The sequence below is a fragment of the Rhodoferax saidenbachensis genome (assembly GCF_031457975.1).
GTDB lineage: Bacteria > Pseudomonadota > Gammaproteobacteria > Burkholderiales > Burkholderiaceae_C > Allorhodoferax > Allorhodoferax saidenbachensis_A.
The window spans coordinates 232,733-255,003 of the sequence record NZ_JAVDXO010000003.1; the positions used below are offsets into that span (position 1 = coordinate 232,733).

Genomic DNA, 22,271 nt, shown 5'->3' on the forward strand with positions numbered 1-22,271 from the left:
ACGGGGCAATTCTTTTTTACAACCGTGCAACAGGAGTATTTGATGGCCAAGACCGTCGCAGACGTGATGAAGATGGTGAAAGAGAACGAAGTCAAATTTGTTGACTTCCGTTTCACCGATACCCGCGGTAAGCAGCAGCACACCACCGTGCCTGTCTCGCATTTCGACGAAGACAAGTTCACCTCCGGCCACGCATTCGACGGTTCTTCCATCGCCGGCTGGAAGGGCATCGAAGCTTCCGACATGTTGTTGATGCCCGATCCCAACACGGCCAACATCGACCCCTTCTTTGAAGAAACCACCATCATCATGAACTGTGATGTGGTGGAGCCTGCCGACGGCAAGTCTTACGACCGTGACCCACGTTCCATCGCCAAGCGCGCTGAAGCCTACCTGAAGGCCTCCGGCATTGGTGACGCAGCCTACTTCGGTCCAGAGCCAGAATTCTTCATCTTTGATGGCGTTCGCTGGAGCACCGACTCCAACAACACCTTCTACGAAATCGACGAGTACGAAGCTCCCTGGAACACCGGCACCAAACTCGAAGGCGGCAACCGCGGCCACCGTCCCACGGTCAAGGGCGGTTACTTCCCCGTACCCCCTGTCGACAGCACGCAAGACATGCGCGCCGAGATGTCCCTGATTCTTGAATCCCTGGGCATCCCCGTCGAAGTGTTCCACCACGAAGTGGCGGGCGCTGGCCAAAACGAAATCGGCACCAAGTTCTCCACCCTGGTGGAGCGCGCGGACTGGACCATGCTGCAAAAGTACGTGGTGCACAACGTGGCCAATGCCTATGGCAAGACCGCCACTTTCATGCCCAAGCCTTACCACGGTGACAACGGTTCCGGTATGCACGTGCACCAGTCGGTGTGGAAAGACGGCAAGAACCTGTTTGCTGGCGACGGCTATGCAGGTCTGTCTGACTTCGCCCTGTACTACATCGGCGGCATCATCAAGCACGCACGTGCCCTGAACGCCATCACCAACCCTGGCACCAACAGCTACAAGCGCCTGGTTCCTCACTTCGAAGCACCGGTCAAGTTGGCTTACTCTGCCAAGAACCGTTCCGCTTCCATTCGCATCCCGTTTGTGGCGAACCCCAAGGGCCGTCGCGTGGAAGCCCGCTTCCCCGATCCATTGATGAACCCTTACCTGGGCTTCTCCGCCTTGTTGATGGCGGGTCTGGACGGCGTGGAAAACAAGATCCACCCCGGCGAAGCTGCCACCAAGGATCTGTACCATCTGCCTCCCGAGGAAGATGCGAAGGTGCCAACCGTGTGCCACAGCCTGGACCAAGCGCTGGAATGTTTGGACAAGGACCGGGGCTTCCTGACCAAGGGTGGCGTGTTCACCGACTCCATGCTCGATGCCTACATCGAGTTGAAGATGCAGGAAGTGACCCGTTACCGCATGTCGGTACACCCTGTCGAATTCGACATGTACTACTCCCTGTGATTTCCGCTGCCCCTGTGGCAGTGGTTTCCTGAAAAAGGACGGCTTACGCCGTCCTTTTTTTTGCAAACACTTCTGCACAGATTCGTGTCCAATTGGCAGGGATACTGTGGCGTTTTTGTTTTTAGGCACTTTTTGGCGCATACTGAATCCACCGCCAGGCACTCTGTTAGCGCGGACACAGCATGAACACCCATTTTTTGATTTCTTTGATAGCCCTTGGCTCGCTCTCCGGCGCGTTCGCACAGGAGCGCATCTACCGTTGCGGCAACGAGTACACCAACACCGTGTCAGAGGCCCAGGCGAAAAACTGCAAGCTGATTTCTGGTGGCAATGTCACCGTGGTCCAGGCACAAAAGCCTGGTACCAAAGTCGCATCCGCTAGCCAAAGCGGGCCGCGCGTGGACTCACCCGACCAGCGCGCCAAGGATTCCGATGCGCGGCTGATCCTGGAAGCCGAACTCAAGAAGGCCGAGGCCAAGCAGATCGAGCTGGTCAAGGAGTACAACAACGGTGAACCCGAAAAGTTGGGCCCCGAGACCCGCAACCACCAAAAGTACCTGGACCGCGTGGCCGAACTCAAGGCTGCCATCGCCCGCAATGAGAGTGACATTGCAGGCATCCGCCGTGAGCTGGGTCGTGTGCCTGGGGCAACGGCCCAATCGGCTCCGCTCGCCAGATAGCGGCGCCGCAGTTGTGCGGCCCAACTGGCTGCGCCGTATTTGACTACCTCCATGCCTGTGACCCGCACCGACCCTATCCCTGAGCGTTTTCAGTCGTTTGACCTGCTGGCCACCCTGGTGGCTGTGGTGTATGCCGATGCCTCTGTGCAGTTTTCCAATGCAGCGCTGGAAGATGCACTGGGCACCTCGCGCAGAACCATTGTGGGTTCCAGCTTCGCCGACATCTTCACAGAACCTGCTGCGCTGCAGAGCGCGCTGGAGGGGGCAGCCGAAAACGCATTTGCGGCCCTGCGCTACGACGCGTGGCTCAAGCGCGCGGCGCTGGACCCCATGCCGGTTCACGTGATCGTGACACGTACCGAGTTTTCTGAAGAAATCATTGTCGAGATGGTGCCGCTGGAGCAGCAGACCCGCCAGGACCGCGAAGAGCGCTTGGCCGAACAAGCGCAGACCAACAAAGAACTGATCCGCAACCTGGCCCATGAGATCAAGAACCCGCTGGGTGGCATTCGCGGCGCGGCGCAATTGCTTGAGATGGAGATGGAGTCCCCCGAGCTCACCGAGTACACCCAGGTCATCATCCATGAGGCAGACCGTCTGCAAAGCCTGGTGGATCGCTTGCTGGCACCGCACCGCAGACCGCACTTGGTGGGCGACGTGAACATCCATGAAGTGTGCGAGCGTGTGCGTTCCCTCATCATGGCCGAGTTCCCGCGTGGGCTGCGGGTAGTGCGCGACTACGACACCTCTATCCCCGAGTTCCGTGGTGACCGCGAGCAGTTGATTCAGACCGTGTTGAACATCGCACACAACGCCTGTCAGGCACTCGCAGAGCGCATTGCCGCAGGCGATGCCAACCTCACATTTCGCACCCGTGTGACCCGGCAAGTAACGTTCGGTAAGCAGCGTTATCGGTTGGCATTGGAATTGCATGTGATCGACAACGGACCTGGCGTGCCAGATTCGATCAGGGATCGCATTTTCTACCCGCTGGTGTCGGGTAGAGAGGGTGGTTCGGGGCTGGGGCTGACATTGGCGCAAACCTTTGTTCAACAACACCACGGTCTGATTGAAGTCGATAGCGTGCCGGGCCGAACGGATTTCAAAATTCTGATTCCGTTACCGTAAACACAAGAACACAAGGGTGCGCCACAACATGAAGCCGATTTGGATCGTAGATGATGACCAGTCCATCCGCTTCGTGCTGGAGAAGGCGCTGCTGCGCGAGCATTTGCCCACACGCAGCTTTTCCAATCCACGCGATGTACTGAGTGCCCTGGCCACGGCCGCGGACGATGAAGGACCGCAAATTCTGGTGAGCGACATTCGCATGCCAGGCGGCTCGGGGCTGGACCTGCTCGACAAGGTCAAGGCCAAGCACCCCGGTTTGCCCGTCATCATCATGACGGCGTTTTCCGACCTGGACAGCGCGGTCAGCGCCTTCCAAGGCGGGGCGTTTGAATACCTGCCCAAGCCATTTGATTTGCCCAAGGCCGTGGAACTGATCCGCCGCGCGGTGGAAGAAAGCCAGCGCGAAGAAGTGGCTGAAGAGCGCATGGCCGAGTCCCCCGAAATGCTGGGCCAAGCGCCCGCCATGCAAGACGTATTCCGTGCCATTGGCCGCCTGAGCCAAAGCAATGTGACGGTGATGATCACCGGCGAATCGGGTTCCGGCAAAGAGCTGGTGGCGCGCGCGCTGCACAAGCACTCGCCGCGCGCCGATGGTCCGTTTGTGGCCATCAACACCGCCGCCATTCCCAAAGACCTGCTGGAGAGCGAACTCTTTGGTCATGAGCGGGGCGCCTTCACGGGCGCGCAAACCATGCGCCGCGGTCGCTTTGAGCAGGCCGATGGTGGTACGCTGTTCCTTGATGAAATCGGCGACATGCCGTTTGAGCTGCAAACCCGCTTGCTGCGTGTGCTCAGCGATGGACATTTCTACCGTGTGGGCGGCCACAGCGCTGTCAAATCGAATGTGCGCGTGATTGCTGCGACCCACCAGGACCTGGAGCAACGTGTCAAGGACGGTGCGTTCCGCGAGGATTTGTTCCACCGCCTTAACGTGATCCGCCTGCGCCTGCCCGCGCTGCGTGAGCGCAAGGAGGACGTGTCCATGTTGACGCGCCACTTCCTGCAGCAAAGCGCCAAGCAGTTGGGTGTGGAGCCCAAGCGCATCTCGGACCCTGCGTTGGCCTGGTTGGAAGGCTTTGGCTTCCCTGGCAATGTGCGCCAGCTCGAAAACATCTGCCATTGGCTGACCGTCATGGCGCCCGCCCAAGTGATCGAGCGCAAGGACCTGCCACCAGAGGTCAGCATGGGCCGTGAAGGCTTTGGCATGCTAGCCGCAGTTGCAGCACCGGTGCTGACGTCGTCTTCCGAGCTGCTGGGCAAAGAGCCGCTGGTGCTGCATGCGCCTGCGGGTGCCGCGTCGGTAACGGAGCCCGAGCAGGACCTGTCCCATGTGCTAGCCCGTGCGGCCGCCGCGCATGGACCCTTGCAAGGCTGGGAGGCCGAGCTGGAGACCGAGGCGGTGGCCTTGCTCGGTGCAGGCCAGGCCGATGTATGGGACACGCTGACGCGCCGCTTTGAGTCCCGCCTGATTTTGGCTGCCCTGGCCAACACCAAGGGCCGTCGGATTGAAGCCGCGCAGAAGCTGGGCATTGGCCGCAACACGATTACCCGCAAGATCCAGGAACTGGGCCTCGAGTAGTTTGTGAATATTTTAGGCTGCTAGCCCGCGTGGAATATGCGCAAGTAGCTCCTGAAATGATAGTAAAAGGCCCGCTACTTGCGGGCCTTTTGCATGTCAATCCAGTGCGAGATCTATCACCACCGGGGCGTGGTCGCTGGGGCGCTCATTCTTGCGCGGTACCTTGTCGATTTCACAGGACCGCACCAGGGGCTTGAGCGCATTGCTCACCAGGATGTGGTCGATGCGCAGCCCGCGGTTGCGGCGAAAGCCCGCGTCGCGGTAGTCCCACCAGCTGAAGCTTTTGGGCGGTTGTGCAAACAGGCGGTGGCTGTCGGTCAGGCCTAATGCAATCATCGCGCGCAGGTGGTAGCGCTCTTCCTCGGTGCAGTGGATGGTGCCCTCCAAGCCCACCGGGTCCCACACATCATCATCGTCAAAGGTGATGTTGTAGTCCCCCATGATCACCAGTTGCGGGTGCTGCGCCATTTCTTCCTTGACCCAGCGGCGCAGTGCTGTAAGCCACTCCATCTTGTACTCAAACTTATCGCTGCCGGGCTCCTGGCCATTGGGGAAATACCCGCCAATCACCCGCACGCCGTTCACGGTGCCAGTAATGACGCGCGACATGTCGTCCTCAAAGCCCGGGATGTTCTTGACCACATCGGTGACCGCCGTTCGCGTGAGCAGGGCCACGCCGTTGTAGGTTTTTTGACCAAACCACTGCGCGTGATAACCCGCTGCGGCAAAGGCCTCGACCGGGAACTTGTCGTCACTCAGCTTGAGTTCCTGCAGGGCCAGCACATCCACCGGATTGGCGGCCAGCCAGTCCAGTACCTGGGGCAGGCGTACGCCCAAAGAGTTCACATTCCAGGTGGCAAGTTTCATGGTGGTGGGTAGGCTGGATGATGGAGACATGGATTGGCTGGCGTGGCCCCCAGCGGGTGACACAATGGGCGCACTTTCTTCAGCGGCGCATTTTCGCACCTTGCGGACCTGCGATTGAATCACACCCATGTACGTTAACGTTCCTGCGCCAGCAGCATGCCCCGGTTGCCAGCAGCCCTTGCGCCACGTGGTGCTGGAGGGACACTATGCCAAAGCCGTGCAAGTGGAACTTTGCGCGGCTTGTCATCTGGTCTGGTTTGATGCCTTTGAGTCGGTACGCCTCTCGGGCCTGGGCTGGGTGCAGCTGTTGCGCGCCATGCTGCAGCAGCCTGTATCGCAGGCCGTGTTGCCTCCCAAAATGGCGTGCGTGCGCTGCCACTCGGCCTTGGTCGGTGTGCACAACCAAACCCGTTTTGGGCACAGCGCGGCGATGGAATGTCGCCAGGGCCATGGGCAGCTACAAACCTTCACGCTCTTGCTGGCAGAACGCGGTTTGCTGCGTGCCGTCTTGCCGGTAGACCGGAGCAGCTTGGCTGCAGAGGGGAGGGTGTTCCAATGCCTCCAGTGCGGCGCTGCAGACCACGCGCCGCAGGCCAAAGAATGCGTCTACTGCGAAAGCCCCTTGCTCATGGTGGATGTGCCGCGCCTGGCGTCAGCCTTGTTGGTACGCCATGGTGATGTGCTGCAGTTGGAGCCCGACGCGAATCCCTTGGCGCTCTCCTGCCGCGGTTGTGGCCAGTCGCTCAACCCCACGGCACAAACGCAGTGCCCCAACTGTGACCACGGGGTGGCGTGGTCGGACCTGGCCAGTGTGCGGCCGTTGCTGGACGCGGTTGAACCCTTGCTGCTGGCGCAGCAGCCACGCGAGGCGCGCCCCTGGGGCACGCGCCTGCGTGAGCGGCAGGGCGACCCCAGGGAAACCCAGTTCTACCGTTTTCTGAAGCATGCGAACCTGGTATCGCCCGCGCAAGAAAATGCGTCACTCCATCCAGAGGAGGCGCCACCGGATCTAGGTTGGAGTACTGTGTGGCAGCTGTTGGTTCTGGTCTTGGTGGTGCTGTTCACCATGGCGACATGCCGCGGGTAACGATACCCCCATCGCTGATACGGATTCAACCCTGCGCCTGGTAGTTCGCCAGCCAGGCCGGGAAGTCTTCTGCTGGCATGGGGCGGGCGATGAAGTAGCCCTGGGCTATGTCGCAACCAAAGCCGGCCAGTTGGTCCCATTGCGCCTGGGTTTCCACGCCTTCAGCTACGGTCTTGTGACCCAAGTCGTGGGCCAGGTCGATGGTGGAGCGCACGATCACGGCCGAGTCGTTGTTCAGCGACATGTCGCCCACAAACGACTGGTCAATCTTGATGTAGGACACGGGCAGCTTTTGCAGGTAGCTGAGTGATGAATACCCGGTGCCAAAGTCGTCCAGGTACAGTGTGATGCTCTCCAGGCGCAGCCCGTGCAGTACGCGCAGAGCCAACTCTGCGTCTTCCATCACCGCGCTCTCGGTGATCTCCATTTCCAGCAACCCGGCCGCCGTGCCCCACTGGGTTTGCCACTGGCGAATCTTGTCCAGCAGGCTTTCGTCGCGCAGGTTGCGGGCGGACAGGTTGACGGCGATGGGCAGGGTATGGCCTTGTTTCTGCCAGGACTGGATCAGGCGCACGCCGCTTTCGATCACCCATTCGGTCAGTGGTTTGATCAAGCCAGTGTGCTCGGCCAAACCGATGAATTCGCCGGGGGGAATGATCCCGCGCTCGGTATGGCGCCAGCGCACCAACCCTTCCACGCCGCATACGCGTCGGGTGGCAATCTCTACTTTGGGTTGCACGTAGAGCATCAGGTCGCCCGCCTCAATCGCCCGCTGCAGCTCGCCGGCCATATTCAGGTGGTGCGACTGGTTGTGGTTCAGGCTGGGGTCGTATACGACATGGCGGACTCCCTTTTTCTTGGCTTGGTGGACCGCAATGTCCATATGCCGGTACAGGTCGTGGGGAGTAGTGCCGTGTGCGGGAAACAGGCTGACGCCAATGCGCGCGGACACATGCAGCCCAATGTCGGCGATGGCAAAAGGTCGCGCCAGCGCGTCTTCCAGACGTCGCACCATCGCCAGGGCGGCGCCTACGTCACAACCTGGCAATAGGATGGCAAACTCGTCACCACGCAGACGGGCCACCTTGGCGGATGGGGATGCGACGGACCTGATGCGGGCGCCAAACTCCTGCAGCATCTGGTCACCCCGGCTAAAGCCCAGCGCGTCGTTGATTTCGCTGAGTCGTTCGATGTTGGCTTGCAGCATGGCAAAGGGCTGACGCCTCCGGGTCGCAGTTTCGATGGCCGCTATCAATAGGGCAGTGAATTGGGTCTCGTTGGGCAGTCCCGTCAGTGCATCATGGTGGGTCAGGCGCTGCATCGCATCCTTCACCCTTTGCTGCTCGGCGCGGGCGCGTAGGTTGGCAATGCCAAAGGCCAGATCGTCGGCCGATTCGGTCAGCAGGGTAACTTCGTCCTGGCCAAAGGGAGGTGGTTCGGCTCCGTAGATCACCAAGACCCCCATCACCACATCTGCCACACGCAGCGGACAAGCCACCGCATGTGCATGGCCGTGCAGGCCAGCCTGCCAAGGTACGGAGCCCGCTTCACTGCGCAGATCCTCGTCTACATGCGTGTGGCCTGTGCGCAGGGCCGTGACCACGACACCTCGGTCCTGGCCGTGGTCGATGCGGGCGCCCTTGTGCAGGCGCAGCCCTTCCAGGCCGGCCGGGTAGCCGCTTTGTGCCATGGCTTGCAGTGGCGCCCCGGCATCCTTCGGGTCTGCGTACCAAACCACCGCCATGGGATAGCCACCGGCTTCCACAATGGCGTTGCACATGCCGTCCAGCAGACCCTGTTCGTCTGTGGCGCGCAGCATGGTTCGGTTGCCTGCGCTCAGGGTGCGTAGGGCGCGGCTGGCTGTTTCAAGTTCGCGCACACGTTGCTCGACCTCGGTGTACAGGCCCTGGATCTTCTCTTCCGACAATTTGCGTTCGGTAATGTCGGAGCCCAGCACGTAGTAGCCGGTTACTCGGTCTTGCGCATCGCGTTTGGGCATGTAGCTGATCAGCTGCCAGACACCGGGGAAGGGCTGCCAGTCGTAGTTCTGCGGCTCGCCCTGCAGCACCTTGGTAATCAACGGGGCGGCGATGGCGTAGCGCGTCTCGCCCAGGATTTCACGCACTGTGTCACCACTGAGGTCCGCACGCTCAGGGGCAAAGCGCTGCTGGTACTGCTGGTTGGCATAGACGTAGCGCTGCTGGGCGTCCACAAAGGCGATCAGCGCGGGCACGTTGTTGATCACGCTGCGCAGGTGGTCTTCGCTCTCGCGCAGTTGCGCGGTGCGCTCTTGTACGCGCTGCTCCAGCAGCGCACTGTGTTCACGCACCGCGTGCTGGGCCAGCCGGGCCACGGTTTCATCGCGGAACACCAGCACCACCCCTACCAGCTGGCCATCGCTGTCGCGGATGGGGGCTGCGCTGTCGGTAATCGGGCACTCTCGGCCATCGCGGGAAATCAGTGCCGTGTGGTTGGCCAGCACCTGCACTTCGCCGCTCGTAATCACCTTGGTCACGGGAATTTGCGCTGGCAGACGGGTCATCTCGTTGACGATCTGGAACACTTCGTCCACCGGTCGACCCAGTGCTTCGGTCCGCGTCCAACCGGTCAGGCGTTCGGCCACCGGGTTCATCCGCGTGATGCGCCCGCGGGTGTCGGTGGCCAGCACCGCGTCACCGATGGAGTGCAGCGTGATGGACAGGCTTTCTTCGCTGGCGCTCAGTGTACGGTGGCTGGCCTCGGTGTCGCGCAGCTGGCGCTTGATCAAGACATAGCTGCCCGCCAACACGGTTAACAGCAGCAGGGACACTGCGACGCCCGCGGCCAGCATGAACTGCTGCGTGCGCAGCTGCGCCGCGCTACGATCTTGCAGCAGTAGGTTTTCTGTATCCTCCATGCGGCTGATCAAACGGTAGGTGCGTTCGCGGGTTTCCTTTAGCGGAGAGATGGCGATAAAAGCGTTGGCGGCCTCCTGGCCCTGGGTCTTGCGTAGCCATTCCACGCGTTTGGAAATGGCCATGCGCTGGTCCAGTACCTCGCGCAGCTGGCCCCAACGCTCTTGTTGGCTGGCGTTGTCGAGGGTGAGCCGCTGCAGCCGCGCCAGTGCCGCTTCGCGCAGTGCCATGGTTGCGTCGCGCTCGGTCAGGAAGGCGGGGTCGCCGGTCACGCGAAAGTTCTGCGTGCTGAGCTCCACTTGCAGCGTATCGCCACGGATATGGGCCAGGGTGCTGATGACCTCGTGGGTATGGCCTACCAGGCGCAGCGCGTTAGTCGTGTCGCCCGCCAGCTTCCAGGTGCTGACCCACAGCACGCACACCACGACCACGGCCGCCATGAAGGCTGCGAGCACCTTGGCCTCGAAGCTGGAGCGTGTATGCAAATAGTCCCACCATTCCTGATATGTGACCAGGCCATTCTGCCCCAGTTGGTATGAATGATCCATACGCAGTTGCCTCGTGTTGGCATAAGAGCGAAAGCCCCGTACTCAGGGCAGAGTGCGGGGCTTGGGCAGGGCTTTCCCTACTTAGGGTTTGTCGGAAAACCAGGCGTCAGTGGCCTTGCGCTCCCAGGCGGCGAGTTGCTTCTCGGCTTCGTCCTTGGCGACGCCGTAGCGTTCCTGGATTTTGCCGGCCAGCTGGTCGCGTCGGCCTGCGATGACATCCAGGTCATCGTCGGTCAGCTTGCCCCACTGTTCCTTGGCTTTGCCAGTGGCCTGTTTCCAGTTACCTTGTATGCGATCCCAATTCATAAGTGACTCCTTGGAGATTGGTTGCTGAGGTGAGAGTTGGCTGTGCCAACGCTCAGGGACGGATGGCTATTTCGTTCTTCACGGCCTTGACACCCTTGACGCCACGGGCAATGGTTTCGGCGGTCAACTTCTCGCTGGTGTTCTTGGCAAAGCCCGACAGCATCACGGTGCCGTTCAGCGTCTCTACGCTGATGGCTGCGGCGTCCACGGTCTTGTTCTCCACAAAGCGGCTTTTAACGGCCGTGGTGATTGCGGTGTCATCCACATAGGCGCCCACTGTTTCTTGTCCACGGGTGACGGCGCAGCCTGCGGTGAACAGCAGCGCGAGAGAGGTAAAAACAATTGCGAGGGTGGTACGTACGTTCATGGTGAATCTCCAGTTAAAAAAAGAAAAAAATGGTGTGAAACGAGAGCAGTGACGGGCCCCACTGCCTGTGGGCGGAACGGAGGGCTAGGGCGGCGGCGGTGCGCGCGCGCTCAAGTTGTTGACCAGATAGGGCAGCAGGCTGGCGACCACAGCGGGCTGAAATATCCAGCGCCAGGGGCGACTCCAGGCCAATACCCCTGCGGCAAGCACGACGCCCAGCGACCAACCTAGCGGGTGGGTGTGAAACTGGGTTTTGGCCTTCTCCCACAGGGCTTGTACTTCGGGTGATTCCTTCAAACGCGCCATCCAGACAGGCGCCGCGTGCTGGCCCCATAGCCAAGCAGTTGGTGCCGTGTCGGTATGCGTGTGCAGCGCCTGGCGCAAGCGGGTGCGTGACAGAGTCAACCGAACCGCTGCGGCGGTAATGGCGTTGGTGCTCATGATTGGCTCACCTCGGCCAACAGGGCCATGTCGGCCTTCAGCTGTTGGCGCAGCTGGCTAAAGGTCCCAGGATGGGATGGCACCCGTGCGCACAAGGTGCACGCCAGCGCCACGACCGCGGGAAACAGCGGGGCCACCCACAGTGCCCAGGGTGCCTGGATGTTTTGGGGTGGCACTGTAGCCCAGAGCATCAATGCCACGCCGGCCAACACGGCTGCCGTACCGAAGGTGCACAAAGCCACGGCATTGAGCAGTGCGCTGCGCTTCCAGATGGTGGAGGCTGCACCCGCTTCGGCGGCGACCAGCGCCGCATAGCCTTCGGCGTGCTCCACCAGCAACTGGGTCCGGCTGGACAGCAACAGAAGCAGGGGGTGCAACACTCAAATTCCCTTGATCAGGCCGAACAGGAAACTGGCCACCGCCAGAATCAGGAAGACGATGAACAGAATCTTGGCAATGCCCACGGCGCTCGCGGCAATGCCACCAAAACCAAACACGGCGGCAATCAAGGCAATAACAAAAAAGACAACGGCGTAGTGCAGCATTTTCGGCTCCTGGGGAAGGGCGAGCATGGAGGCTCGTCCGGTTAACACAGTGGCGCAAACGGGTGGGATTGCGATGGGTCCAGTGTGGCTTGCCAAGGGCGCGAAGGCGATAGGGCAGCTTGCCGTCTGCGTGTGGGAAAACGTCGTGACAACGTGTAGGACTGTGCTGACAGCCCTTGGGGATGCGCTATGCCGACGTCGTAGGGCCAGCCTCGGGAATGCGGGCCTGGATGCGGGTGCCTTGGCCCGGTGCGGAGACCAGGCGCAGCGTGCCGCCTTCGGCCTCTACCCGAAACCGCATGCCAACCAGCCCGTGAGCGGATGTGGGCTTGCTGCTGGCGTCAAAGCCAACGCCGTCGTCGCGCACGGTGATTTCCACCATGCCGTCGTGGGTGACTAGTCTGACCCAGACGTGGCTGGCGCGGGCGTACTTGGTGATATTGGTAATGGCCTCTTGCACCAGGCGGTACACCATCAGCTCGGCTGAGATGCGCAGGTTCACGGGCTCCAGATCGCAATGCACCTCCACGCCCGAATGGTCGGCATACTCACGCACCAGAATGTCCAGCGCGGCTACCAGGCCCAGGTTGCTCAGTGAAGAGGGCCGCAAGTCTTCGATGATGCGCCGCCCCAGCGCGATGCCGCTGTTCAGCGTACCCACCAGATGGGCCAGCAGCTCCATGGTTTCTGACTGCCCCTGTGACGACAGCCGCGAGCGGATGCGCGCCGCATCCAGCTTGGCCGAGGTGAGCAGCGAACCCAGATCGTCGTGCAGGTCGCGCGCCAGGCGCTGGCGTTCGTCTTCGCGCGCGGTTTGCAGATGCTGTGCCAATTGGGTGAGTTCAGTCGTGCGCTGGATGACTTCCACCTCCAGGCGGTCACGTTCCAGTTGCACCACGCGTTGCAGCTCTTGCTGTTGTAGCTTCAGCGCTAACGACTGGCGCAGGTAAAAGAACAGCGCCATCAGGCTGATAAGGCTGAGAAACGCCACCCCGATACGCCCGAGCATCAGGCTGCGAAACAGCTCGACCCTGCGCGCCGTCACATTCTGGGTCTGGTAGGCCAGCAGCTCGGCGCAAACGGCGCGCACCGCGTCCATTTTTTCACGACCAATGTCGGTTAGCAGAATTTCCGTGCCTGCCTGGCCATTGCCTTTTTCATCGAGCTGCAGGGTCAGCGCTAGCTCGGACAGTTTGGTCTCAGTCAGTTCGTGCAAGCGCTTGAGCAGGTCGCGCGATTCGGTGTCTTCGCCGTAATAGGCGTCCAGGTGGCGGTAGGCCTCGTCGATGCGCAGCAGGGCTTTTTCGTAGGGTTGCAGGTATTCCTTACGGTGCGTCAGCAGGAAGCCGCGCTGGCCGGTTTCGGCATCCAGCATGCTGCGCTCCAGCATTTGGATCTGGGTGCGTGCCGCACCCATGGCGGTCAGGCTGTCCAGCGTCGCCGTGGACTGGGAGTACGACCCCTCGCTCACAAAGATCATGGCCGCCGCGGTAACACAGGCCAAGGCAAGCACCACGGGGTGGCGTTGGATGACGGTGAGCACCTTCATATGCGGGGTGTTCCGCAAAGTATGGGATCATGTAGCATGAAATTCTGTTGCACTCCATGATCCGAATTGCCATTGTGGATGACCATGCCATGGTCCGTGCCGGGCTGCGGCAGTTCTTCTCGGACGAGGAGGACTTCTGCGTGGTCGCCGAGGCGGTCAATGGGCGCGAGGCGCTGGACGTGGTGCGCCGGGGCGAAGTGGATGTGATGGTGATGGACATCTCTATGCCCGACCACAGCGGTATTGATGCGCTGGCGGCGATCAAGGCGCGCGCACCGGACCTGCCGGTGCTGATCCTGAGCGGCTTTGCTGAGATGCATTACGCCACCACCATGCTGCGCCACGGCGCCAGTGGCTACCTGAACAAGGACTGCGACCCCGCCGACATCATCAAAGCTATCCGCACGGTGCACCGTGGGCGCAAATACATCACCCCCGGTGTGGCCGAGTTGCTGGCCGAGGGGCTGGGCGGCGATGGCGGCGACAAGCCGGTGCATGAGCAATTGTCGGAGCGCGAAATGCAGGTCTTTCTGCGCCTGGCTCGTGGCGAAACGGTGAGCCACATTGCCACCAGCATGTCGCTGAGCATGAAGACCGTGAGTACCTACCGCACCCGCGTGATGGAGAAGATGGGGCTGGAGTCCAACAGCGACCTGACCTACTACGGCTTGAAGAACGGGCTGATCCAGTAGCGGGTTCATACACCCAGGGCAGCGGGGCCGGTGGCGTTGGTGCCCTCGGCCAGTTCGCTGCAGTACTGGATCAAGGCATCGATTTCTGTTGACTTGTCAAACACCCGCTTGGCGCCCAGCGCCAGGCATTTGGCGCGTATGTCCTTGGTGGCGTAGTTGCTCAAAACCACCATCGCGCACTTTGGGCCCAGTTGTTGCGCGGCCTTCAGCACACCCAGACCCGATCCGCGCTTGAGAAAAATATCCACGATGACCAGGTGCACATCGTTCGCCGGCTCTGCAAGCCACTGCGTGGCATGCCACTCGTCTTCAGCCATGCCAATGACTTTGACAGGGGTGAGTTCTTCCAGTGTAGCGACAAGGCTTTGCTGGATAACGGGGCTGTCTTCGACGAGAAAAGTCTTGAGTGCGAGCATGGCGGAATGAGGGTCTCAGCGATTAGTAGATAGTGTGCACTTATCTGTGCGCATTTTCCATGGGCGAGGCGCTCTATTTGGTGTCGGACCAGTCCTACAAAGATTGGCGGCTCCGTCTGCTAGCGGCAGTCGGCCGCATTTTCGATACTTTAGGCATCAGACATCGCCGATGTCGATTCAAAGAGGTTCACACCATGAAAAACGTATCCGCAACCCTGTCGAGCACCATCCTTGCTGTCACCCTGCTGGGCCTCACGGGCTGCGCGGGAATGACCAGCCGTGAGAAGAGCACCGCTACCGGCGCCGTCATTGGTGGCGTAGCCGGTGCTGTCGTCGGCGGTGGTGCTTTGGGCACCGCAGCCGGCGCCGCAGCCGGTGGCGTGATCGGCCACGAAATGGGCAAGTAGTAAATTTGCACGGCGCGCAAGGCGCCGCTGCACTCAGATGTGCAGTGCCGCCAGCGCGCCCACCAGCACGCCCAAGGAGCCCACACCAAACATGGCGTACTCCAGCCATTTCTTTTTGGTCAACAGGGCAATTGCCGCCAACGCAATGGCCACCTGTAGCACCGTGGTGGCCTGCGCCCAGCGGTGGTGCAGGTGCATCTGCTCATCGCTTTGGTGGTCCCACTCGGTGGCTTCGGCTTCCAGCTTTTCGGCCACCAGCTTGATCTCCCCTTTTTCTTTTTCGTAGCGCTCCACCTTGGCCTGGTAGGCGGCTTTGCCAGCCTCGGGCGATAGGTTCATGGCCAGTTCGGCCAATGACTGCTTGGTGCTCTTGGCCTGGAAGAAATTCCATTGGTTCGAGGCCTCGGTCTTCTTCAGTGCAGCGTTGTTCTTGTAGAGGCCTGCATTGGCCTGCGTGGCACCACCCATGTAAGAAAAGATGGCGCCCACGGTGGCAATGATGGCCGTGAACATGGCGATCTGGTTGATCATGCCGCCGGACTTGCCGCTGTCATGCGCCCCGTGGCCGCCCTGGGTGGCGTGCTCCAGCTCGTGGTCGTGGGGGCCGTGGACGTGAAAACCATCACCTGACATTGATCAATCTCCTAAATGCGTGTGTAAGTTACAAAGCTGAACGGCAGGCCGCTGGCCGCCACATGGCGCTCGCGCGCGGTTTCTCGCCACGCGGTACCCAGCGTGGGGGCGAAGGCGTCGCCTTCAAAGTCTTTTTCAATCTCGGTTACCACCGCCGTGGTCGCTAGCGGCTCCGTCAGTGCATAGAGCTGTGCGCCACCAATGATCCAGACATCTGGAGATTGCTCACAAAGTTGTAGCGCCTCACGCATATCCTGCACGGGCTGGGCGCCGTTTTCGCGCCAATTTGCCTGGCGCGTGACGACGATGTTGCTGCGGCCGGGCAGCGGGCGAAACTTGGGAGGCAGCGAGTCCCAGGTCTTGCGCCCCATGATGACGGGGCAGCCCAGCGTGGTGCGCTTGAAGTGCGCCAGGTCTTCGGGCAAATGCCAGGGCAGGGTGCCGTTCACGCCAATGACGCCATTGGCCGCACGGGCGTAGATCAGGTGCAGGCGCGGGCCTGTGGGGCTGGTGGTTGTCATGGCTCAGACCGCTACCGGCGCTTTGATGGCGGGGTGGCTCTCATAGCCCAGCACCTCGAAGTCCTCATACTCGTAATCGAAGATGCTGTCCGGCTTGCGCTTGATGTTCAGGGTGGGATAGGCCATGGGCGCGCGGCTTAGCTGCAGCTCCACCTGCTCGTGGTGGTTGCTGTAGATGTGGCAGTCGCCGCCGGTCCAGATGAAGTCGCCCACGTCCAGATCACACTGCTGCGCCACCATGTGCGTCAGCAGCGCGTAGCTGGCGATGTTGAAGGGCACGCCGAGAAAGATGTCGGCGCTGCGCTGGTACAGCTGGCAACTCAGCTTGCCCTTGCCACCCTCGGTCTCTGCTGGCGCCACATAGAACTGGAAGAACGCATGGCAAGGCATCAGCGCCATCTTGTTGAGCTCGGCCACGTTCCACGCGCTGACGATAATGCGGCGGCTGTCGGGGTTGGTCTTCAGCGTTTTGATGACATCGGCAATTTGGTCGATATGGCCGCCATCTGGCGTGGGCCAGCTGCGCCACTGCACGCCGTACACCGGGCCCAGGTCGCCGGTCTCGGGATTCGCCCACTCGTCCCAGATGCTCACGCCGCGTTCTTTGAGCCAGTTGTTATTACTTGACCCGGTCAGGAACCACAGCAGCTCCTGGATGATGGAGCGCAGGTGCACCTTCTTGGTGGTGACCAACGGAAAGCCTTCGTTCAGGTCAAAGCGCATCTGGTAGCCAAACACGCTTTTCGTGCCGGTGCCGGTGCGGTCGGCCTTGTGCACGCCCGTGGTGAACACGTGGCGCATGAAATCTTCGTACTGGCTGCGCACAGGGCGCTGGGGCGTGGTGCTGGTCATGGTGCGGATTTTAGGGGGAGGGGGCTCAAGTAAGGCGGTCGAGGGTGGCCGTGAGTGCCAGCATGGTAATCAACACCACCACGACCACCGGCATCACCGCAGCCAAGCCGGCCCAAGTGGCCAGCAGCCCAAAGGCAGCTGGCACGACGGAACCTCCGATGTAGGCGAAGGTCATCTGGCGGCCGATCACGGTGCGGGCGACGTCATCGGGAAAGCGGCGCACGGTCTCGTGCATCATGGACGGGAACACGGGCGCACAGCCCAGGCCCATGAGCACCAGCCCGGCCAGCGATGCGGTGCCCAGCAGGCTATGCGACGCAAACACTAGGGCACCCACCGTGGCCACGGCAATGCCCAGGCGGATCAGCCGGCGGTTGCCTAGGCGGTTGGCCACCAAGCCTACGCCAAATCGGCCCGCGGTGATCGAGCCAAAGTACACCGACACCCACAGCCCGGCGTTCACGGGGGACATGCCGCGGCTGCCCACCAGAATACTGGCTGCCCACAGGCCGGTGCCCATCTCGGCGGCCACATACAACAGAAAGCACAGCGGGGCCAGCCACAGCGCGCGGGTACGCAGTGGCTTGAACGTGGTGGGCTTGCCGTGTTCACCTTCTTCCGCCGGCGGCTTGGAGTGCTCTTGGGACCACAGCGACAGCGTGAGCCACAGCACCACAGCGAGTGTGAGCTGGACAAAACCAATGGCGCGGGCGCCGCTTTCCCAGCCCCCACGGCTGGCCAGCGCCAGGCCCATGATCAGCGGCCCGGTAGTGGCTCCCACGCCCCAGAAGCCATGCAGCCAGTTCATGTGGCGCGAAGAATAGTGCGCTGCCACAAAGTGGTTCAGGCTGGCGTCTACCGCGCCGGCGCCCAGGCCCAAGGGCACACCCAGTGCCACCAGCCACAGGAATGAGGGTGCATACGAAAACCCCACCAGCGCCAGTGCCGTCATCAGGCAACTGGTGGCCACCACGGCGCCCGTACCTATGCGTTTGACGATAGCCCCGGCGAAGAAGCTGGAGGTGGCCGAGCACACCGTCATGGTGATGGTGATCATGCCCACCGCCGCCAGAGGTTGACCCATGTCGGCCCGGATGGCGGGCCAGGCCACACCCAAAATACCGTCGGGCAGGCCCAGGCTGATGAAGGAGATGTAGACGATGCCGAGCAGTACGAGATGGGCCAACGCAGGTCCTCAACAAAAAATCAGAGCTTCAACACCCGGCCGGGGTTGAGCAGGTTGTGAGGGTCCAGCGCCAGTTTGATGGCGCGCATGGCGTTCAGGGCCACGGGGGATTTGTGGTGTTCCAGCTTGTCGCGCTTCAAGCTGCCAATGCCGTGCTCGGCCGATATGGAGCCGTTGTAGCGGTCCACCACGTCGTACACCAGGGCGTTGATGGGGCCTTCCTGGTCACGCAAAAAGGCCTCGGCATCGGTGCCGACGGGCGCTTGCACGTTGTAGTGCAGGTTGCCATCGCCCAGGTGGCCGTAGTTGACCAGGCGCGCGCCGCGAAAGTGCTGTTCCAGCAGCGCATCGGTTTCTTGCACAAAGGCCGGAATGCGCGACACCGCAATCGAGATGTCGTGCTTGATGTTCAGCCCCTCTTGCGCCTGTGCCAGCGGAATGCTCTCGCGGATGTGCCACAGGGCCCGGGCCTGGGCCAGGTTCTCTGCCACCACGGCGTCCAGCACACAGCCTTGCTCCAGAGCGGCCTCCAGCAGGCGTTCAAACTGGCCCCGTGCATGGCTCTCCGATTCATGGTCCGAGTTCTCGAGCACCACGCAGTAGGGGGGGACGTCAGGCCCCGTCTGAAACGGTACGTTTTGCTGGGGGAAATGTTTGCGCACTAGGCCCAGCGCAAATGCGCCCATGACCTCAAAGCCGGTGAGGCCCGCGTTCAGGTGCTTGTGGGCCAAGCCCAGCAGCGCCACTGCGGCTTCCAGCGATGGCACGGCGGCAAATGCCGTGAGCTGGGTGGCGGGCAGCGGGTAGATGCGCAGGGTGGCCGCGGTGATGATGCCCAGCGTGCCCTCGGCACCGATGAACAGGTGGCGAAGGTCGTAGCCGGTGTTGTCTTTGCGCAGGCCGGTCAGGCCGTTCCAGATCTCGCCTTGCGCGGTCACCACTTCCAGGCCCAGGCAGAGTTCGCGCGTGTTGCCGTAGCGCACTACCTGGGTACCGCCCGCGTTGGTGGACAGGTTGCCGCCTATGGTGCAGCTGCCCTCGGCGGCCAGGCTTAGGGGGAACAGAAAGCCTTCTTTCTCACAGGCCTCTTGTAGCGTTTGCAAGATGCAGCCAGATTCGACGGTGACGGTCAGGTTGGCCGCGTCCAGCTGTCGGATCTGTGCCAAGCGCTGCAGGCTCAACACCACTTGCTGGCCCGATGCATCGGGGATGGAGCCCACCACCATGCCGGTGTTGCCGCCTTGGGGCACGATGCTCACGCCCGTGGCGGCGCAGGCTTTCACCACGGCGGCTACTTCGGCGGTGGTGCTGGGGCGCACCACGGCCAGGGCTTTGCCGCGCTCGCGTTTGCGCCAATCTTGCTCGTAGGCGGTGAGGTCACCCTCGGTCAGCACATGGGCGTCACCCACGATGCCGCGCAGGGTGACCAAAAGCGTGGTGTGGGTATTCATGGGGTGGTTGCCTCCGCTGCCAAAACCTTGCCCGCTTTGAGGCGCAGGCGAATGTAGACGGTACAGGCCACAAACAGCACCAGGCACAGCAGCACCTCCAGGCCCGCCAGCCAGTTGCCGGGGGCGCGGTCGCCCCAGGCGCGCACCACGCCTTCGGTGAAGTACAGCCACACCACCAGGCTGACCCAGCGGTAGGTGTACATGCGGTTTTTCAGCAGCCCCGCCAGCGGGATGCACAGGGGCAGCACCTTGAGTGCCAGCCAGGAGCCCCCGGGGCGAACGGGGGCGAGCGCCAGCTCCCAGGCCAGGCCCAGGGCGATGAGCCCCAGGGTGGTGGCCACGGCGAGCCAGCGGCTCAGTTGAACGGAACGCGCGGGGAGGACGGAGAGGGGAAGGGGTGTTGCTGTCATAGTCAACCGCATAGCTTAAGACAAATGGCCGAAGCTGCCCGGCTTTCCCCTCTTGCGGGGGCATGGCGTTCACGCTAGGCTGACTCTGTCCCCTTGGGCGTGGAGCACTGACATGGCATTCCAACGGTCTAGGCACTGGCAACAGTGGGCAGCGGGTGGTGCTTTTGCATGGCTGGCGCTGGGCGCGCAGGCGGAGTGCACCCGCCTGGTCCTCACCGCAGACCCGGCCTACCCGCCCATGCACTGGTATGACGGCGAAACCCTGCAAGGCGCCAGCATTGAAATTGCCAAGCGGGTGCTGACCGAGCTGAAGATCCCCTACGAGGTGCGTTACCTGGGGCCGTTTCCGCGGATCATGTCGTTGGCCGAGCGTGGCGAGGTGGACATGGTTGCCACTCTGAAGAAAACGCCAGAGCGAGAAGCCTTTTTGTTGTACCCCAAGACGCCAGCCCTTTCCAACCCCGTGGCGGTGTTTGGCGCGCGCGAGCGTCCGTTTGAATTCAAGGACCGGGCCGATCTGGTGGGGCTGCGCGGTGGCATCACCCGTGGCAATGTGTTTGGCGGCGGGGTGGACGAGTATCTCAAGGAGAAGCTCAATGTCCAGGAGTCCAACAGCCCGGAGAGCAATTTCGAGAAGCTGGCACTGGGCCGTATCGACTACTTCATCACAGGCTATTACACCGGCATGGCGCTGCTGCTCAAGCGTGGGGACGAAGAGCGCTTCGTGGTCAAGGAGCCGTTTCTGGTGGACACCCCCAACTTCATGGTGCTCACGCGCAATGGCAAGTGCGCGGACAAGCTGGAGCAAATCGACGCGCGCCTGGCCCTGCTGAAGAAAAGCGGCGTGCTGGACGAGCTGATTCGCAAGAGTTTTCAGAAGTGGAAATCCCAACCTCAGATGGTCGAGAAGTAGGTGGCATGATGGCGGGATGCAACTGATAGAACGCCTCAAACCCTGGCTGCACGACGTGGCCAGCATCCCCTGGCGCGACGCCGCCATCACGCTGCGTGAGCGCTTCCGCGAAGACCGCCTGGGCCTGACCGCCAGCAGCCTGACCTTCACCACCACCATTGCGCTGGTGCCGTTCATCACCGTGGCGCTGGCCATCTTCACGGCCTTTCCCATGTTCGCCAAGTTCCAGGACGTGCTGCAGAAGTGGCTGATCGAAAGCCTGGTGCCTGACAGCATTGCCCGCCAGGTGCTGGGCTACCTGAACCAGTTTGCCGGCAAGGCCAGCCGCCTGGGCGTGGCGGGCCTGGCGGTGCTGCTGGGCACGGCGCTAGCGCTGATCTTCACGATTGATCGCACGCTCAACAGCATCTGGCGTGTGCGCAAGCCGCGCCCGTTTGCGCAGCGGGTGCTCATCTACTGGGCCGCCATCACGCTGGGGCCGCTGCTGCTGGGCGCCAGCCTGACCATGACGTCGTACGCCGTATCGGCCTCCAAGGGTGTGGTGGGTGGGCTGCCCGGTGGTGTGAGTGTGCTGTTTGACAGCCTGCAGTTTGTGCTGGTGGCGGCAGGCACGGCGGCAATGTTCCATTACGTGCCCAACACCCAGGTGCGCTGGGGCCATGCCTGGATGGGCGGGCTGTTTGTGGCGGCGGGTATCGAGCTGGCGCGCAAGGGGCTGGCCTTGTACTTGAGCAAGGTACCCACGTATTCGGTGGTGTACGGTGCCTTTGCCACGGTGCCCATTCTGCTGGTCTGGATCTATGTGGCCTGGGTCATTGTGCTGCTGGGCGCGGCGCTGACGGCCTATGTGCCCAGCCTGCTGGCCGGTGTGCCGCGCCGCAAGCTGGCACACGGCTGGCAGTTTCAGCTGGCACTGGAAACCCTGCAACAGCTGGAACTGGCGCGCCAGGCTGGCGACAAGGGCCTGACCGTGACCCAGCTGCGCACGGCGCTGCAGGTGGACCCGCTGCGGCTGGAACCTGTACTGCGCCAGCTGGTGGAACTGGATTGGGTGGGCCAGCTCAACGAGGCGGCAGGCCCTGATGCCTTGTCGCGCTATGTGCTGCTGGCCGACCCAGACACGGCGGTGCTGGAGCCGGTGATGCGGGCACTGCTGCTGTCGCCCGACGCGGTGACCGAGAATTTATGGAAAATCGGCCGCTGGCCCTCGACAACACTGCGCGAGGCGCTACAAAAATAGTAGCGATTGATTTGCGTTGGTCTCTTGCGTCTTCGGGGTGTGATGGAGTCCGATGTGGTTGGACCAGCTGTGGCGTATTGAATCACAAGGAAAACAAC

The 22,271-nt window shown here is 61.9% G+C and carries 24 protein-coding genes; 9 read left to right on the forward strand and 15 right to left on the reverse strand.

Features of this window, described 5'->3' with window-relative positions; all coding sequences use genetic code 11:
• Positions 1-42: 42 nt before the first annotated feature.
• From glnA to ntrC, 4 genes are all read left to right on the forward strand, one after another.
• Entirely contained in the window at positions 43-1,458 is a 1,416-nt protein-coding gene (gene glnA / locus J2X15_RS09100) for a type I glutamate--ammonia ligase (protein WP_310341753.1), read from the forward strand.
• Positions 1,459-1,640: 182 nt separating this feature from the next.
• Complete coding sequence (locus J2X15_RS09105) at positions 1,641-2,138, forward strand: hypothetical protein (RefSeq protein WP_310341754.1); 498 nt, start codon at positions 1,641-1,643, stop codon at positions 2,136-2,138.
• 51 nt (positions 2,139-2,189) lie between these two features.
• Positions 2,190-3,266 carry a nitrogen regulation protein NR(II) gene (glnL, locus tag J2X15_RS09110; protein ID WP_310341755.1) on the forward strand — a complete coding sequence of 359 codons (1,077 nt, stop codon included), beginning with the start codon at positions 2,190-2,192 and terminating at the stop codon, positions 3,264-3,266.
• Between the two features lie 28 nt (positions 3,267-3,294).
• Positions 3,295-4,848, forward strand: a complete 1,554-nt coding sequence (gene ntrC, locus J2X15_RS09115) for a nitrogen regulation protein NR(I) (protein WP_310341757.1) — start codon at positions 3,295-3,297, stop codon at positions 4,846-4,848.
• 96 nt (positions 4,849-4,944) lie between these two features.
• Here ntrC and J2X15_RS09120 read toward each other — a convergent pair whose 3' ends face one another.
• Positions 4,945-5,715, reverse strand: coding sequence for an exodeoxyribonuclease III (locus tag J2X15_RS09120; RefSeq protein ID WP_310341760.1), 771 nt, complete (start codon positions 5,713-5,715; stop codon positions 4,945-4,947).
• 127 nt (positions 5,716-5,842) lie between these two features.
• On the opposite strand from J2X15_RS09120, the gene J2X15_RS09125 reads away from it, so the two are divergent.
• Positions 5,843-6,802, forward strand: a complete 960-nt coding sequence (locus tag J2X15_RS09125; RefSeq protein WP_310341763.1) for a zf-TFIIB domain-containing protein — start codon at positions 5,843-5,845, stop codon at positions 6,800-6,802.
• A gap of 25 nt (positions 6,803-6,827) precedes the next feature.
• Here J2X15_RS09125 and J2X15_RS09130 read toward each other — a convergent pair whose 3' ends face one another.
• The 7 genes from J2X15_RS09130 to J2X15_RS09160 form a co-directional block, all read right to left on the reverse strand.
• On the reverse strand, positions 6,828-10,244 hold the full coding sequence (locus tag J2X15_RS09130; RefSeq protein WP_310341766.1) for an EAL domain-containing protein: 3,417 nt from the start codon (positions 10,242-10,244) through the stop codon (positions 6,828-6,830).
• Positions 10,245-10,325: 81 nt separating this feature from the next.
• Positions 10,326-10,550, reverse strand: a complete 225-nt coding sequence (locus tag J2X15_RS09135) for a CsbD family protein (RefSeq protein WP_310341768.1) — start codon at positions 10,548-10,550, stop codon at positions 10,326-10,328.
• Positions 10,551-10,602: 52 nt separating this feature from the next.
• Positions 10,603-10,917: a BON domain-containing protein gene (locus tag J2X15_RS09140; protein ID WP_310341771.1), complete on the reverse strand. Its 315-nt coding sequence runs from the start codon at positions 10,915-10,917 to the stop codon at positions 10,603-10,605.
• Between the two features lie 84 nt (positions 10,918-11,001).
• Entirely contained in the window at positions 11,002-11,358 is a 357-nt protein-coding gene (locus J2X15_RS09145; protein WP_310341772.1) for a hypothetical protein, read from the reverse strand.
• Positions 11,355-11,735: a hypothetical protein gene (locus J2X15_RS09150; protein ID WP_310341773.1), complete on the reverse strand. Its 381-nt coding sequence runs from the start codon at positions 11,733-11,735 to the stop codon at positions 11,355-11,357. Before J2X15_RS09150 ends, J2X15_RS09145 begins: the two co-directional genes overlap by 4 nt.
• 3 nt (positions 11,736-11,738) lie before the next feature.
• Positions 11,739-11,903, reverse strand: a complete 165-nt coding sequence (locus J2X15_RS09155; protein ID WP_310342125.1) for a DUF1328 domain-containing protein — start codon at positions 11,901-11,903, stop codon at positions 11,739-11,741.
• Positions 11,904-12,090: 187 nt separating this feature from the next.
• Positions 12,091-13,452, reverse strand: a complete 1,362-nt coding sequence (locus J2X15_RS09160) for a CHASE3 domain-containing protein (protein ID WP_310341774.1) — start codon at positions 13,450-13,452, stop codon at positions 12,091-12,093.
• A gap of 56 nt (positions 13,453-13,508) precedes the next feature.
• Between J2X15_RS09160 and J2X15_RS09165 the strand changes: the two genes are divergently transcribed.
• Positions 13,509-14,144: a response regulator gene (locus J2X15_RS09165; RefSeq protein ID WP_310341776.1), complete on the forward strand. Its 636-nt coding sequence runs from the start codon at positions 13,509-13,511 to the stop codon at positions 14,142-14,144.
• 5 nt (positions 14,145-14,149) lie between these two features.
• Here J2X15_RS09165 and J2X15_RS09170 read toward each other — a convergent pair whose 3' ends face one another.
• A complete protein-coding gene (locus tag J2X15_RS09170; RefSeq protein WP_310341779.1) occupies positions 14,150-14,560 on the reverse strand; it encodes a response regulator transcription factor in 411 nt (136 codons plus the stop codon).
• Between the two features lie 194 nt (positions 14,561-14,754).
• Here J2X15_RS09170 and J2X15_RS09175 point away from each other — a divergent pair, with 194 nt between their 5' ends.
• Positions 14,755-14,967, forward strand: coding sequence for a glycine zipper 2TM domain-containing protein (locus J2X15_RS09175; protein ID WP_310341782.1), 213 nt, complete (start codon positions 14,755-14,757; stop codon positions 14,965-14,967).
• A 33-nt stretch (positions 14,968-15,000) separates the two neighbouring features.
• Here the strand turns inward: J2X15_RS09175 and J2X15_RS09180 are convergent, their stop codons facing one another.
• The 6 genes from J2X15_RS09180 to J2X15_RS09205 are packed head-to-tail and all read right to left on the reverse strand — an operon-like array spanning position 15,001 to position 20,020.
• Positions 15,001-15,600 (reverse strand): DUF4337 domain-containing protein, encoded by a 600-nt coding sequence (locus tag J2X15_RS09180; protein WP_310341785.1) that lies wholly within the window; start codon positions 15,598-15,600, stop codon positions 15,001-15,003.
• Between the two features lie 11 nt (positions 15,601-15,611).
• The gene (locus J2X15_RS09185) at positions 15,612-16,121 is read right to left on the reverse strand and encodes a dihydrofolate reductase (protein WP_310341786.1); all 510 of its coding nucleotides are present in this window, start codon (positions 16,119-16,121) and stop codon (positions 15,612-15,614) included.
• Positions 16,122-16,124: 3 nt separating this feature from the next.
• A complete protein-coding gene (locus J2X15_RS09190) occupies positions 16,125-16,973 on the reverse strand; it encodes a thymidylate synthase (protein WP_310341787.1) in 849 nt (282 codons plus the stop codon).
• Between the two features lie 25 nt (positions 16,974-16,998).
• Positions 16,999-18,159 (reverse strand): MFS transporter, encoded by a 1,161-nt coding sequence (locus tag J2X15_RS09195; protein ID WP_310341790.1) that lies wholly within the window; start codon positions 18,157-18,159, stop codon positions 16,999-17,001.
• Between the two features lie 20 nt (positions 18,160-18,179).
• Positions 18,180-19,610: an FAD-binding oxidoreductase gene (locus J2X15_RS09200; RefSeq protein ID WP_310341791.1), complete on the reverse strand. Its 1,431-nt coding sequence runs from the start codon at positions 19,608-19,610 to the stop codon at positions 18,180-18,182.
• Positions 19,607-20,020 carry a DUF2069 domain-containing protein gene (locus J2X15_RS09205; protein ID WP_310341792.1) on the reverse strand — a complete coding sequence of 138 codons (414 nt, stop codon included), beginning with the start codon at positions 20,018-20,020 and terminating at the stop codon, positions 19,607-19,609. Before J2X15_RS09205 ends, J2X15_RS09200 begins: the two co-directional genes overlap by 4 nt.
• 112 nt (positions 20,021-20,132) lie before the next feature.
• Here J2X15_RS09205 and J2X15_RS09210 point away from each other — a divergent pair, with 112 nt between their 5' ends.
• Both J2X15_RS09210 and J2X15_RS09215 read left to right on the forward strand, forming a co-directional pair.
• On the forward strand, positions 20,133-20,933 hold the full coding sequence (locus J2X15_RS09210; protein WP_310341794.1) for a substrate-binding periplasmic protein: 801 nt from the start codon (positions 20,133-20,135) through the stop codon (positions 20,931-20,933).
• Positions 20,934-20,949: 16 nt separating this feature from the next.
• The gene (locus J2X15_RS09215) at positions 20,950-22,173 is read left to right on the forward strand and encodes a YhjD/YihY/BrkB family envelope integrity protein (protein ID WP_310341797.1); all 1,224 of its coding nucleotides are present in this window, start codon (positions 20,950-20,952) and stop codon (positions 22,171-22,173) included.
• Positions 22,174-22,271: the final 98 nt, after the last annotated feature.

What these genes read in the sequence shown, in the direction of transcription:
- glnA (WP_310341753.1), top strand. Translation starts at nt 43, where the DNA reads ATGGCCAAGACCGTCGCAGACGTGATGAAGATGGTGAAAGAGAACGAA.
- ntrC (WP_310341757.1), top strand. Translation starts at nt 3,295, where the DNA reads ATGAAGCCGATTTGGATCGTAGATGATGACCAGTCCATCCGCTTCGTG.
- J2X15_RS09145 (WP_310341772.1), bottom strand. Translation starts at nt 11,358, where the DNA reads ATGAGCACCAACGCCATTACCGCCGCAGCGGTTCGGTTGACTCTGTCA.
- J2X15_RS09135 (WP_310341768.1), bottom strand. Translation starts at nt 10,550, where the DNA reads ATGAATTGGGATCGCATACAAGGTAACTGGAAACAGGCCACTGGCAAA.
- J2X15_RS09190 (WP_310341787.1), bottom strand. Translation starts at nt 16,973, where the DNA reads ATGACCAGCACCACGCCCCAGCGCCCTGTGCGCAGCCAGTACGAAGAT.
- J2X15_RS09120 (WP_310341760.1), bottom strand. Translation starts at nt 5,715, where the DNA reads ATGAAACTTGCCACCTGGAATGTGAACTCTTTGGGCGTACGCCTGCCC.
- glnL (WP_310341755.1), top strand. Translation starts at nt 2,190, where the DNA reads ATGCCTGTGACCCGCACCGACCCTATCCCTGAGCGTTTTCAGTCGTTT.
- J2X15_RS09130 (WP_310341766.1), bottom strand. Translation starts at nt 10,244, where the DNA reads ATGGATCATTCATACCAACTGGGGCAGAATGGCCTGGTCACATATCAG.
- J2X15_RS09160 (WP_310341774.1), bottom strand. Translation starts at nt 13,452, where the DNA reads ATGAAGGTGCTCACCGTCATCCAACGCCACCCCGTGGTGCTTGCCTTG.
- J2X15_RS09155 (WP_310342125.1), bottom strand. Translation starts at nt 11,903, where the DNA reads ATGCTGCACTACGCCGTTGTCTTTTTTGTTATTGCCTTGATTGCCGCC.
- J2X15_RS09210 (WP_310341794.1), top strand. Translation starts at nt 20,133, where the DNA reads ATGGCATTCCAACGGTCTAGGCACTGGCAACAGTGGGCAGCGGGTGGT.
- J2X15_RS09205 (WP_310341792.1), bottom strand. Translation starts at nt 20,020, where the DNA reads ATGACAGCAACACCCCTTCCCCTCTCCGTCCTCCCCGCGCGTTCCGTT.
- J2X15_RS09140 (WP_310341771.1), bottom strand. Translation starts at nt 10,917, where the DNA reads ATGAACGTACGTACCACCCTCGCAATTGTTTTTACCTCTCTCGCGCTG.
- J2X15_RS09170 (WP_310341779.1), bottom strand. Translation starts at nt 14,560, where the DNA reads ATGCTCGCACTCAAGACTTTTCTCGTCGAAGACAGCCCCGTTATCCAG.
- J2X15_RS09175 (WP_310341782.1), top strand. Translation starts at nt 14,755, where the DNA reads ATGAAAAACGTATCCGCAACCCTGTCGAGCACCATCCTTGCTGTCACC.
- J2X15_RS09180 (WP_310341785.1), bottom strand. Translation starts at nt 15,600, where the DNA reads ATGTCAGGTGATGGTTTTCACGTCCACGGCCCCCACGACCACGAGCTG.
- J2X15_RS09125 (WP_310341763.1), top strand. Translation starts at nt 5,843, where the DNA reads ATGTACGTTAACGTTCCTGCGCCAGCAGCATGCCCCGGTTGCCAGCAG.
- J2X15_RS09215 (WP_310341797.1), top strand. Translation starts at nt 20,950, where the DNA reads ATGCAACTGATAGAACGCCTCAAACCCTGGCTGCACGACGTGGCCAGC.
- J2X15_RS09185 (WP_310341786.1), bottom strand. Translation starts at nt 16,121, where the DNA reads ATGACAACCACCAGCCCCACAGGCCCGCGCCTGCACCTGATCTACGCC.
- J2X15_RS09200 (WP_310341791.1), bottom strand. Translation starts at nt 19,610, where the DNA reads ATGAATACCCACACCACGCTTTTGGTCACCCTGCGCGGCATCGTGGGT.
- J2X15_RS09165 (WP_310341776.1), top strand. Translation starts at nt 13,509, where the DNA reads ATGATCCGAATTGCCATTGTGGATGACCATGCCATGGTCCGTGCCGGG.
- J2X15_RS09105 (WP_310341754.1), top strand. Translation starts at nt 1,641, where the DNA reads ATGAACACCCATTTTTTGATTTCTTTGATAGCCCTTGGCTCGCTCTCC.